We start from the raw sequence: 12,407 nt of genomic DNA on the forward strand, positions 1-12,407 counted from the left end.
ACTAAAAGTAGTAAAATTACTATGAAAAAAGGGCTGCATTTCGCAACCCTTTTTGTTATTAAATGTGTGTAATGTTAATTAACATCCCACCAAACTTTGGTATTTTGGTTGTTTTTTGATGCAACCGCACTATAGTTTGCGTTATTACTTCCGGTTTCGGATGTAGGGATAATCAATCGTTTAGGCAATCTAGCCGATGTATTTAATTGCGTTCCGGCTTGTACATCTGGCAATAACACAGGTAAATCTAAACGTGTATACTCGGTAAAGGTTTCATAGCTTTGCAAAATATTCGTGTTCATCCATTTTTGCATGGCAATTTGCGCCAAAGCTGTACCAGCAACCAATTTATAGCTCGAAGTATTTACCAAGGCATCTTTTACCGCGGTACTTGGTTGAACATTTAATGCAGCATCTTTTCCAGCTACTGTGCTTTTTATATAGAAATCGAAATAGGCCTCCACTGATCTGCGAATCCCCTCACTGTAATAAGTATTTGCATCGGCAAATGTTTTACCGGTAATTAACCCGTTTAATGAAGCTTCTGCCAATAAGAAATTAACATCTGCAGCAGTAATTCCTATCCCCGTTGGCAAACCTGTATTTCTTACAATGGTAATTGGATTTAAAGAAGCAATTTGCAAAGGAATATTCGTTGTAGTAAGTGCAGGTACTGCTGCATTTCGTGCGTCAGCACTTGGAGTTAAACCTACAATGGTGGTTGCTGTTGCTCCCGTAACGGTTGGTTTTGCAAAGAAAACCCCTAATCTTGGATCGTTAGCAGTCGTCATTTGGTCTACCATTAACTTAGGTGCATAAATTTGCGTTGGCAACTCATTAAATGCTCTTAGCTGCGTATTACTTCCGCCGCCAGCTACTGCCACTTGCCCTCCTACATATAAATACACATTATCTGCATTAAGCGTTACCAATGGAGCATTTGTACTAATTAAATCATTTATCTCTGTCCTTGCTCTTGCCGCATCCTTAGCCGAAATACGCATGGCATAACGTAAACGTAAAGAATTGGCAAACTTAGCCCATTTGGTCAAATCACCTCTAAACAATACATCTTGTTGCGTTAATGCTGCATGCGTTTGATAAACAGTTGGCTTTAATGTATACGTAGATAAAGTTGCAGCAGCTGCCTTTAAATCATCTAAAATTGCATAGTAGATAGACTGTTGTGAATCGTATTTTGGATTAAGTATAACTGGCTGACCATATAACGAATTCTGCCCTTTAAATGCTTCGGTATACGGAATGTCATCAAAAAAATCGGTGGTGCGAGCAGTGTTATATGCTTTTAACACTTTTTCCATCGCCAAATAAGGCTTGTATTCTTCCTTTTCGGCATCCGTTAGCTCATAATTATACTTTTGCTCCATACCAATTAAACTAATCATTTTGTTTTGATTGGTATAATAATCGCCCCAACGTCCCTTATCAGTTGTCCAGTTATAAAAATTACCACCTACCGGATCGGCTGTACCAGCTACAACCTGTGTAATGATGGCAATACTATTTAAGTGATTTGAATAAATATCAGCATAGTCTTGACGCAAGCTTGCATCAATTGCAGTTGGCAACAAATATTCAATTTTTGTTTCCGTAAAAGCTTCTGGATTTTGATACAAATCATCCATACTATTTTTACATCCTCCTAAAGCAGCCATGACAAATAGTGCCATAGCAACTGTTATATTTTTGTTAATTGTTTTCATTTTAATCTGTTTAAACTCCACTATTACTAAGCTTCTTAAAATTTTGCTTTTAATGAAAATCCTATGTTTCTAGTATTTGGTAAATTGGTGTATTCATAACCTGCGTTTACACCCGAAGTTCCGATTGAACTAAATGCCGAGGTATTTGGTAATGATTTATAAATCCATAATAAATTACGACCCACTAAGCCCACTGAAATATTTTGCAGTCCTAATTTGGCCACCATTGTTTGAGGTAAATTATAGTTAACTGAAACTTCACTTAAATAAATATAATCGTTTTTATAAACCAACTCTTCTGTACCAGCACCTGCATTGTAATATCTATTATCGTAGTAGGTGTTAGCCGGAATAATTACATCATTCTTTGTAACACCGTCTGGTTTAACCCCATCGATAATAACACCATCGTTTCTTAGAACTGAACCTGCAGGAATAGGTTGTCCCGTATACAACACATTTACGCCACCAGCAGTATAAAACGGTACACCTCCATGCTCTGCGTCACGTCCAAATAAGGACTCCGCTCCAGCTCCTGATGCCTTTAATAATGCATTGGTGAACGAAACAATTTTACCCCCAAAACGATAAGCTATCATTGCTTGTAAATCAAATCCCTTATATGAAAAACGATTGCTTAAGCCACCATATGCTTTAGGTAACGAACTACCCATATACGATAACGTTGGTTCAGCAGTAAGCGTTCCATTAGCATTTACAATTAATTGTCCCGCTGCATTTCTTGGCCATTTAGCCATATAAATATCGTAAGGAGCAGAACCAACTACCGCTTTAAACACTGCGTTAAATGGATTTCCTAACACTCTTTCAGGTGGATTTCCATTTACAGAAGGGAAACCTTCTCCTAAGTCGATTACTTTACGTTTAACTAAACTGGTGTTAAAATCAGCATGCCATGTAAAATCATGCGTTCTAATAATGTCTGCTCCAATCGTAATCTCAAAACCTGAGTTACCTAAACTGCCGGTATTAGCTCTTAAACTAGAAGCTCCGCTTGAAGGAGAAACAATCGCACTCGAAAGTAAATCTACCCCTTTATTATTAAAGTATGTAATATCAAAGTTTACACGATCTTTAAAATAAGCGGTCTCTAAACCAACTTCAAAAGAATGGTTCTTCTCTGCAACAATATTAGTTGGAGGAACACTAGCAGGAATAAAACTGGTCGTAGCACTTGTTGTACCATCACCTTGTAGGTAAGTACTATTCGTATAGTTTTCATTTGCAAAATAACGATTTGGAGTTGTGTTACCAACTTCTGCATAAGAAGTTCTAATTTTTGCATGGCTGATTACCTCTGGCAATTTCACTGCATCAGAGAGTACAAAGCTTAAACCTACTGAAGGATAAAAATAACTACGGCTTTCTTCAGGCAAACGAGAAGACCAGTCATTTCTGGCGGTCATCTCTAAAAACAAATAATCTCTAAAACCTAACTGAGCAGAACCAAAAGTAGCAGCGTATCTTTCTCCACCTCTACCGAAATTAGTCGCATTTAAACCGAGGGTAGTGTTTTTATTATTATTAAAAGCAAAAACATCGTTTACGCGTAAACCTCTGGTAGCAAGCGTCATTGAGTAATCGTAACTATCATCTATCGATGCACCTAAATTAACTGACACTTTAAAGTCCTTATTGATATCTTTATTAAACATGAATAATGCCTCACCATAATTACGGGTAGTTTGCGCTTGTGTACGTGAATATCTACCTTGATTATCGGTCAGTACAGATGGATTTGATGCAGCCAACCAACGCTCCTTCACTTCATTTGTAGTAAAATAACGATCGGTACCTCCTCTTAATCTTAATTTAAACATATCGTTAAAAGTGTAGGTACCCGTAATGCTTCCTAAAAATTGTTGCTGGTTATTCGTGTACAAATTCTCTCTTTGATCCCAAAACAGCGGACGTAATAGGTTATCTCGCAAATTTCCAGTAATTGCAGCAATAGCGGGCGTCATATAATACCCTAAAGCATTTTTATAGTTGTCTTCGTACAACTGGGTAATCTCGTTTCTACCTATTGGATAATTAGACAAACGATCTAAACGTTGGGGAGGGTTTTGATTATTGATATCATTAAATATTAACTGAGCCTCTATTTTAAGCTTCTTACTTAAATTATAACCTGCGGCAAAGGTTACTGAATTACGCGTTTGTTTCATGTTCTCTAAGAAACCGCCATAATTAAAATTGGTTAAAGATAAACGGAAACTTCCTTTATCATTTGCACCCGTAAATGCTAGGTTATTTTGGTTGGTATAACCATTTTTAAACAAATCTCTGTAGTTATCCGGCTGCGCTACCCATGGTCTAACTACGCCATCCCACCACTGTACATTGCGACCATCTAATTTAGGTCCAAAATTTTGCGCGGTAGTTGATAAAAAGGTTGGCGTTGTACCGTCCGTTGCAAAAGTAGTAAAATACGGTGTTGTACCCGAACCGTATTCGTTTTGTAATTTTGGCAAATCGGTAATCTGATTCACTGTATAATTGGTAGAAACATCAATACCAATACCTCGTTGTCCGGCATTTCCTTTTTTCGTTGTAACAACAATGGCTCCGTTCAATGCTTGTGAACCATAAATTGCGGCAGCATTTGCACCTCTTAACACGGTCATTGACTCAATATCATCTGGATTAAGTGCATTTAATAGCGAACCCGTTGGCTGTCCGTTCGAACCACGGGCGGTAAATGCATCATCCGAATCGTTAACAGGTACTCCATCTAACACCAATAATGGGCGACCAGAGCCATCTAAGCTATTTACGCCTCTAATGTTAATACGCGTACCTGCCATTGGTCCACCAGCCATGCTTCCTACTTCCACACCTGCAAGCTTTCCAATTAAGGCCGACCCTAGGTTTTCAGTCCCAGCATGTACAATGTCTTTTCCTTTTATTTCCGATACAGCATAGTTCAGTTCTTTCTTCGGACGTTTTAAACCTAAAGCAGTGTTTACCTGTACTTCCATTAAATCAGTGCCTTCTGATTCCGAAAGCGTTACGTTTATCGTTGTTGAAGTGCCTACTGTTATTTCTTTTGTCGTGTACCCAATGTAACTGAATACAATAACATTTCCTTCGGCTGCAGAAATGGTGTATTTACCATTTCCATCGGAACTAGCCGCTTTGGCTGTTCCTTTAACTTTAATACTTACAGCAGGCAGGGATTCGCCCTTGGCATCTCGTACTGTCCCTGTAATTGTCTTTTGCGCAAAAGCAGTTATCGCCAAAAAATTCAGCAACATAACGCTTAATAACATGAAGTATAGTTTTTTCATGTGATTTTTAATAAGGATTAATTTGGTTTTGTTTATTCGTTAGTTTGTTTTGATTAATAAGGAGATCAATTTGCTTACATAGTCGTGTTTTTTAGGGTGAACTTTTAATTAACTTTAAAAGAGCGTGTTTTCTACTACTAGTGCTGCTGCAGCTTTCAATTCTGCGGTATCGTATATTCTTGAAATTTTAAGGGTTGTTTGATCGGAGATGCGCGGTATACAAAATTCGTTAATCGCTTGTTGAATCGATGGAAGAAACATTTTTCCAGCTTTGGCTCCTCTTCCACTTAAAACAATTACTTTCGGATTTAAAATATGAATTAAGGTAGCTAAGCCTTTTCCTAACTGGAAACCTGCGGTAGATAAAATGGAAATGGCCAGTGGATCTTGTTTTGAAGCTGCTTCTAAGAAGTGGTCGCCTGGGTGCTTGCTGGTATCTTTAAATAATTCTTGTAAGCTACTTTCCGCTCCCTCTCTAACTGCTTTTTGCGCCCGTTCTGCCAACACCAACAAAGAGGTATCTACTTCAATACAACCGCGTTTTCCACAAGAACACAAATTGTTGCTGGTTGATAGTGGAATGTGACTAAATTCACCTGCATAACCACTACTACCGCGATACAACTGGCCGTTAATAATCATCCCCAAACCTGTACCCCAACCAATGTTTACCACTAACGTATCTTTGGTATCAACAGCCTCTCCAAAATTAAATTCAGCCAAAGCAATCAAACTTGAATCGTTATCCATGTAAACCGGAAGACCAATTTCTTTTGATAAGTAGTCTTTTAAAACCGGTCCGCCTTCATTCACCAAAAAAGAATGGTTTATACCTTCTTCAACGCTAACGAAGCCTGGCATGCCTATTCCCACGCCTAAAATATTTTCTTTTTTTACATGAGCTTTTTCAATAGCCGTATTAATGAACTGGGCTAATTTTTGAGCACCTGAAGCATCATTCGAAATAGCTAAATCTAAGGTCTCAATAGGAAGCATTACCCTTCCGCTTAAATCGGTAATTTCTAAGCGTGTAATCAATTGATCCATCGCAACCGAAACCACATACTTTTTATAGGCCGGATTAATCAAAAACACAGCTGGACGACGTCCACCGGTAGAAGGAGCCAATCCCTTTTCTAAGACTTGTCCTTCATCAATTAATACGCCAACAGTAGCAGTTACCAATGGCAAGCTTTTCTTGGTTAACTTGCTTAAATCGGTAAGCGACAATTCAGCCTTGTAATACAAAAACTTAATTATGTCGGCACGCAGGCGCTGATTTTTTTCTATGATAACTGACATTTGATTAGTTGGTTACGTAAACTTAAAAAATATATTTCACAAAAAACAATTTCTTTATAAAAAAATTATAAAGAAATTTATTGGCAGAAAAATATTCATTAAACAACAAATGCCTGTAAGAAAACCTACAGGCATTTATTATTTTTATAAAAAAGTATGTTTTCTAGCTTTAATGAATTCCTTTAAGTAATCTTTTCCAACGAATTTTACTAAAAAACGAGCCCTCACCGTTCCAACTCATCCATACAAAGAGCGCTTTACCCACCACATGATCTTCTGGAACAAAGCCCCAATAACGTGAATCGGCAGACATGTGCCTGTTATCACCCATCATCCAATAGTAATTCATTTTAAATGTATAGCTTGTGGCTAATTGATCATTGATATACCAATCCTTTCCTTTTTGCTCTACTTTATTTCCTTCATAAGTTCTAATCGCTCTATAATACAAAGGCATCGTAACGCTATCGATTTTTACAGTCCAACCTTTAGCAGGGATTTTAATTGGACCAAAGTTATCTACATTCCATGAACGATTTGGATCATGCGGAAATAAACCTCCGTCAGTACCAGCTGGCTCAGGGGCCATTTCTACCGATTTTACAAAAGATAATTTCTTTAACTCATCTGCTATTTCAGAAGACGAATTTACGATATAGGTATCAGCTGAAAATTGTTGCATTTCAGATATGTTCAATCCTAAATCTTCCAGAACAGATAAATTAACGGTGGTTGTGCTAAATTGCACTTTATAAGGCATCATACCCGTGCTTTTTAAGGGCTCATCCTTACCATTTACATTGGCAATACCATTTTTCATGCTAATAACATCACCAGCAATACCAATACAACGCTTAATATAATTTTCGCGTTTATCAACCGGGCGGCTCGTAACGGTATACTGACTATTTACAGCTTGCCAACCACCACCGCGTACTAAATCGTAATAACTCGCATTCTGATTTTCCAAGGCAACTGTATCACCTTCGGGGAAATTGAAAACCACTACATCATTGCGTTTAATTTCTGATAATCCTGGTAAACGACGGTATTTCCATTCTACGCCATCCCAATAGGCTTTTGTGCCTGTAATTGGCATGGTATGGTGTGCAAAAGGAAAAGCAACGGGTGTCATTGGAACACGTGCACCATAATTTACCTTACTTACGAAAAGAAAATCCCCAATAAGCAACGACCGCTCCATAGATCCCGAAGGGATGGTATAAGCTTCAATAAAAAACACACGAATTACCGTAGCAGCCACTACTGCAAAAATAATGGCATCAGCCCACTCGCGGTTCTTCGATTTTATATATTTATTCTTCGCTTTAAACTCTTCTGTAGCTGATGGGCCTAAATAAACCACTTTTGGATCATTACTCCACATTGGAAAAACAACATAATGCAAAAGCACTGTTGCTGCATGCTCCCAAAATCTAAACTTTCCAAAGCATTTTACAAAATCTATTCTAACGCCAATTATTAAAAAGAAATTCACTACAGGTATAAAATATAACACCAGCCACCACGTTGGTCTACCTGTAATTTTTAGCATTTCTAAAAAACCGTAAACGGGGATAATTGATTTCCAACCCGGAACACCCGCTTTTTGAAAGAGCTTCCATAAACCAACGTATTGTAATACAACGAGTACTACAATGATTAACAACCAAAAAATATTTATTGATCCCATTTATCTATCTTTTACTTATGTATGAACACTACTCAAAAATATCGGTAATGCTATAAAATCCTTTTTTATTCTGCAACCATTCTGCTGCAACCACGGCACCTAAGGCAAAGCCGGCACGATTATGAGCAGTATGTTTTATTTCAATTTCGTCTACCTCGCTGCTGTAAATTACAGTATGCGTCCCTGGAATATTCTCGATACGGTGAGACTCAATTAAAAGCTGCTCTGCCTTTGGAAACAATTCCACATCTGTTCCTACAACCTCATTTAACCATTCGCCTTTTCTATCCAGGTTTTCCAAAATACCCTCTGCAATGGTAATAGCAGTGCCACTTGGCGCATCGAGCTTTTGCGTATGGTGTATTTCTTCTACTTGTACTTCGTAGGCCGGATAATTATTCATCAATTTTGCTAAGGTTTGATTTAGCTTAAAGAATAAATTAACTCCTATACTAAAGTTAGAGCCGTATAACAAAGCATTGTTACTGTTAACACAGTTATTTTTTACCTCTTGTAATTTACCATACCAACCGGTGGTACCAACCACAACTGGAACACCTGCTTCAAAACAGCTGTCTATATTGCTCAAAACCGAGTCTGGTGTACTAAAATCAATAGCCACATCAGCAGACTTTAAATTTTCAACTGTTAAATCGGAAACGTTATCAATTGAAATTTTTAACACAATTTCATGCCCACGATCAAGTGCAAATTTTTCGATAATTTGCCCCATTTTTCCGTAACCTAAAAGCGCTATCTTCATTGTAATATATTTAAAATGTTAGGGATAACTTTAACGCCGGCGCTGGCACGGGATTAAAACTATACATGTTGTTTGAATTGATTGCCGATGGACTTACTTTCAATGCTAAGTCATCGTCGATATTAAAAAAGTGCAAACGTGCCGACACATACGCATCTACAATATTTGCCATATAAACTAAACCGTACGAAAATAAAACAATTTGCCTATTTCTTCGGTAGGTATCTTTTCCGTTCGTAATACCCGCTGTAGAGTATTTGGTAAAAGGTCCTTTCGGATCTGGAACACCATATTGATCACGAAATTGAAGTTCCTTTAAGTACAGGTTATATTGTTTGGTATAGTTGATATAATTGATGGTTAGAATGGTAAAACCGGCATAAATAGCGCCTATTTTGGCAGATGTATATACTTTTTGCCACGTTTGGCTTTTTCCAGCACGTGTTCCATAACCATCGTTCAGTATTTGCATGTTATACACTTGGCCCCAACCCGGAATAATAGCCGATTTAATAGCAGCTTTATGCCCAGCAACTTTCCCCGGATTTACATAAGCAGCCTTCATTGAATCGGTTCTACTCATCGGAGCCTTAGCGGGCGCAATAGCTTTTACATTTTTCGATTTGATGGTATCAACCGTTTTCACTACCGTATCTTCTTTTACCTGAGCTTTTGCATGATACGTTATAAAAACTGCAAACAAAGAAACCAATATCAACCGTTTTCTTTGCAGCATTACCAATCTAATAACTCTAAAATCCGGTTTAAATCATCATCGCTCATAAACGGAATCTCAATAGCCCCTTTGCCACCTTGGCCAACTTTTAATTTTACACGCGTAGCAAATTTCGACGCCAAATCGTCTTGCAATTTTTGGTATTGAAAAGAAACCCCTTTTGCAACTGTTTTTTCAGCAGGTTTTAGTGCATTCCCTTGTTGCAGGTTACGCACCATTTCTTCTACTTTACGAACAGAAAGATTCTTATCAATAATTTCTTGATGGATAAACAATTGCGCATCTACCGCCTCTACATTAATTAATGCTCGGGCATGCCCCATACTAATGCGTTGGTCGCGGATGGATGCCTGTATGGCTGGTGGCAACCTTAACAAGCGCAAATAATTGGTCACGGTGGTACGATTTTTTCCTACACGTTCGCCCAATTGCTCTTGTTTCAAACCCACTTCATCAATCATTCGTTGAAAACTCAATGCCACCTCAATAGCGTTTAAATTTTCACGTTGAATGTTTTCAATCAATGCCATCTCCAACATTTGTTGGTCGTTCGCACTTCGGATATACGCAGGAATTTGGGTTAAACCTGCTAATTTTGAAGCTCTGAACCTACGTTCACCAGAAATTAACTGGTATTTATGCACCGATAACTTACGTACGGTAATCGGCTGAATCAAGCCCTGTACTTTAATTGAATCGGATAACTCGCTAAGCGCTACTTGATCAAACTCGGTACGTGGTTGATACGGATTGGTTTCAATTTCAGATAAATTTACATGACTGATGGAGCCAACCTGTTCCGTTTCGCTGACAGGGTTTACACTCTGTTTCGGTGGATGGGCAGCTTCGCTATCATCTAAAAGCGCACTTAAACCTCTTCCTAAACCTGTTTTTCGCTGAAAAGATGTCATCTATAAATTTATATTGTTACAGTATCTATATTTTGTTCCTCTTTTAAAAGGCCATTTTTCTTTACAATTTCACGTGCAAGATTTAAGTAATTGATTGCTCCTTTACAGTTTGCATCGTGCATAATTACCGAGACGCCATAACTTGGTGCCTCACTTAAACGTGTATTACGCTGAATAATGGTATCAAAAACCAATTCGTTAAAGTGTGTTTTTACTTCTTCTACTACTTGATTAGATAAACGTAAACGTACATCGTACATAGTTAATAAAATCCCTTCGATTTCCAATTCCTGATTTAAACGATTTTGAACAATCTTAATCGTGTTCAACAACTTACCAAGTCCTTCTAAGGCGAAATACTCACATTGTACTGGAATAATTACCGAATCTGCCGCAGTTAACGCATTAATGGTAATTAAACCTAAAGAGGGTGAGCAATCAATGATGATAAAATCATATTGGTCTTTAATTTTCTCTAACACGGCTTTCATTTTATACTCGCGGTTAGACAAATTAATCATTTCAATTTCGGCTCCTACTAAATCAATGTGAGCAGGCAGCAAATCTAAATTTGGTGTATCTGTTTTCTGAATGGCTTGCGCAGGATCGATATCGTTGATGATGCACTCGTAAATACTATCTTTAATATTTCGGGGATCGTACCCAATACCTGAAGTTGAGTTTGCCTGAGGATCTGCATCCACTAACAAAGTTTTATACTCTAATACGGCTAAACTTGCAGCCAGGTTAATAGATGAAGTTGTTTTACCAACACCACCTTTTTGATTTGCTAATGCAATAATTTTGCTCATCTATATATCCGAAATTTACTTAACGTTCGTTAGTCACTATTATTTTGTGCCTTATATCGACAAAAAAGTTCTATTTTTGCGCTGTTTACGCCCTTTTTCTCAATCAGCTAAGATACAAACTATCTGTTAATTTTAGCAAAAAGGCTATTTGGGTTTTAAACATCTTATCAACAATTTATCCATGACCACAATTGTATCGGCTACCAACAGAACCAATAGCAACACGTTAAAAGTTGCTAAATTCTACCAAAAGCAACTCCAAGAAAAAGGTGTCCATGCCAATTTGCTTTGTTTGGAAGATTTACCGGCGGATATTTTAAACACCGATATGTATGGAAAAAGATCGGAGGAATTTCAGAAAATTCAGGACCTCATTACTGCGAGCGAAAAATTTTTGTTCATTATGCCCGAATACAATGGCAGCTATCCTGGCGTATTAAAAGTGCTAATTGATGCCTGTAACTTCCCTGATAGTTTTTACAATAAAAAAGCGGCCCTAGTAGGTATATCATCTGGCAAATACGGCAATATTCGTGGGGTAGATCATTTTACAGGCGTGTGCCATTACATCCATTTAAACATTCTGCCACTCCGCTTACACATCCCAAACATTAAAGCCGAATTGAATGAGCAGGGCGATTTATTTAAAGAGGATACGGTAAAATTTACAACCGAGCAAATCGATAAGTTTATTGCGTTTTAAGCGCCAAAACGAATCCATTTATCGCCCTCGTGGCCAAAAATAAAGAAGCCTGGATGCAACATTTCGGCAATATCTTCAATTAATGAAACCGCATTTTCGGCCGTTCTACTTCTTTCAACATTATCATTAAGCAAAATAATACGGTTATTTTTTACTGCTTCCCAATTGGCATCTAATAGCGTTGGGGCCTCGCGCATTAAGTCGGTTAGTGTTTTTCCTTCCTGATAATAGATGATAAATGCTGCTCCGTACACATCGGATTCGAGCATACCTCCGGCTAACGCAATTTCTTCTGACAAGCTATAATTGCTCTGATTCGACAAGTCCAGGCAAGCTACCGGAATCTTATCTATAAATTTAATTTTATGTTCAACTAAATCTAAACGGTCTTGTAATTCCTCTTGTTCTTGGGCATCCAGCCGCTTAAATAAATCGTTTAAAAAAGACATCTC

The 12,407-nt window shown here is 37.8% G+C and carries 10 protein-coding genes and 1 pseudogene; 1 reads left to right on the forward strand and 10 read right to left on the reverse strand.

The annotated features are described in order from the left end of the window. Positions 1-74: 74 nt before the first annotated feature. The 9 genes and pseudogenes from ACJVDK_RS09305 to ACJVDK_RS09345 form a co-directional block, all read right to left on the reverse strand. Positions 75-1,724: a SusD/RagB family nutrient-binding outer membrane lipoprotein gene (locus tag ACJVDK_RS09305; RefSeq protein ID WP_443939999.1), complete on the reverse strand. Its 1,650-nt coding sequence runs from the start codon at positions 1,722-1,724 to the stop codon at positions 75-77. A 35-nt stretch (positions 1,725-1,759) separates the two neighbouring features. Next, positions 1,760-5,035, reverse strand: coding sequence for a SusC/RagA family TonB-linked outer membrane protein (locus ACJVDK_RS09310; RefSeq protein WP_443940000.1), 3,276 nt, complete (start codon positions 5,033-5,035; stop codon positions 1,760-1,762). Between the two features lie 114 nt (positions 5,036-5,149). Continuing rightward, entirely contained in the window at positions 5,150-6,337 is a 1,188-nt protein-coding gene (locus ACJVDK_RS09315; protein ID WP_443940001.1) for an ROK family protein, read from the reverse strand. 169 nt (positions 6,338-6,506) lie between these two features. Continuing rightward, positions 6,507-7,724, reverse strand: coding sequence for a signal peptidase I (lepB, locus tag ACJVDK_RS09320; RefSeq protein ID WP_443940043.1), 1,218 nt, complete (start codon positions 7,722-7,724; stop codon positions 6,507-6,509). Next, positions 7,698-8,030, reverse strand: a pseudogene (locus ACJVDK_RS09325) (DUF5684 domain-containing protein); the annotation flags it as partial. The gene lepB and the pseudogene ACJVDK_RS09325, both read right to left, overlap by 27 nt. 28 nt (positions 8,031-8,058) lie before the next feature. Further along, complete coding sequence (gene dapB, locus ACJVDK_RS09330; RefSeq protein WP_443940002.1) at positions 8,059-8,793, reverse strand: 4-hydroxy-tetrahydrodipicolinate reductase; 735 nt, start codon at positions 8,791-8,793, stop codon at positions 8,059-8,061. 10 nt (positions 8,794-8,803) lie between these two features. Continuing rightward, the gene (locus ACJVDK_RS09335; RefSeq protein ID WP_443940003.1) at positions 8,804-9,529 is read right to left on the reverse strand and encodes a DUF5683 domain-containing protein; all 726 of its coding nucleotides are present in this window, start codon (positions 9,527-9,529) and stop codon (positions 8,804-8,806) included. Beyond that, positions 9,529-10,440 carry a ParB/RepB/Spo0J family partition protein gene (locus tag ACJVDK_RS09340; protein ID WP_443940004.1) on the reverse strand — a complete coding sequence of 304 codons (912 nt, stop codon included), beginning with the start codon at positions 10,438-10,440 and terminating at the stop codon, positions 9,529-9,531. Before ACJVDK_RS09340 ends, ACJVDK_RS09335 begins: the two co-directional genes overlap by 1 nt. 8 nt (positions 10,441-10,448) lie before the next feature. Then, a complete protein-coding gene (locus ACJVDK_RS09345; RefSeq protein ID WP_443940005.1) occupies positions 10,449-11,252 on the reverse strand; it encodes a ParA family protein in 804 nt (267 codons plus the stop codon). Between the two features lie 181 nt (positions 11,253-11,433). Here ACJVDK_RS09345 and ACJVDK_RS09350 point away from each other — a divergent pair, with 181 nt between their 5' ends. After that, a complete protein-coding gene (locus ACJVDK_RS09350; RefSeq protein WP_443940006.1) occupies positions 11,434-11,955 on the forward strand; it encodes an NADPH-dependent FMN reductase in 522 nt (173 codons plus the stop codon). On the opposite strand, the gene ACJVDK_RS09355 is transcribed toward ACJVDK_RS09350, so the two are convergent. Beyond that, on the reverse strand, positions 11,952-12,404 hold the full coding sequence (locus tag ACJVDK_RS09355; RefSeq protein WP_443940007.1) for a hypothetical protein: 453 nt from the start codon (positions 12,402-12,404) through the stop codon (positions 11,952-11,954). The two genes, ACJVDK_RS09350 and ACJVDK_RS09355, sit on opposite strands and share 4 nt — an antisense overlap. Between the last annotated feature and the right edge of the window lie 3 nt (positions 12,405-12,407).

Source organism: Pedobacter paludisoli (genome assembly GCF_052344095.1).
Taxonomy (GTDB): Bacteria; Bacteroidota; Bacteroidia; order Sphingobacteriales; family Sphingobacteriaceae; genus Pedobacter.

Excerpts from the sequence above, each read along its gene's own strand:
- ACJVDK_RS09305 (WP_443939999.1), bottom strand. The coding sequence starts at position 1,724 with ATGAAAACAATTAACAAAAATATAACAGTTGCTATGGCACTATTTGTC.
- ACJVDK_RS09310 (WP_443940000.1), bottom strand. The coding sequence starts at position 5,035 with ATGAAAAAACTATACTTCATGTTATTAAGCGTTATGTTGCTGAATTTT.
- ACJVDK_RS09315 (WP_443940001.1), bottom strand. The coding sequence starts at position 6,337 with ATGTCAGTTATCATAGAAAAAAATCAGCGCCTGCGTGCCGACATAATT.
- lepB (WP_443940043.1), bottom strand. The coding sequence starts at position 7,724 with ATGTGGAGTAATGATCCAAAAGTGGTTTATTTAGGCCCATCAGCTACA.
- dapB (WP_443940002.1), bottom strand. The coding sequence starts at position 8,793 with ATGAAGATAGCGCTTTTAGGTTACGGAAAAATGGGGCAAATTATCGAA.
- ACJVDK_RS09335 (WP_443940003.1), bottom strand. The coding sequence starts at position 9,529 with ATGCTGCAAAGAAAACGGTTGATATTGGTTTCTTTGTTTGCAGTTTTT.
- ACJVDK_RS09340 (WP_443940004.1), bottom strand. The coding sequence starts at position 10,440 with ATGACATCTTTTCAGCGAAAAACAGGTTTAGGAAGAGGTTTAAGTGCG.
- ACJVDK_RS09345 (WP_443940005.1), bottom strand. The coding sequence starts at position 11,252 with ATGAGCAAAATTATTGCATTAGCAAATCAAAAAGGTGGTGTTGGTAAA.
- ACJVDK_RS09350 (WP_443940006.1), top strand. The coding sequence starts at position 11,434 with ATGACCACAATTGTATCGGCTACCAACAGAACCAATAGCAACACGTTA.
- ACJVDK_RS09355 (WP_443940007.1), bottom strand. The coding sequence starts at position 12,404 with ATGTCTTTTTTAAACGATTTATTTAAGCGGCTGGATGCCCAAGAACAA.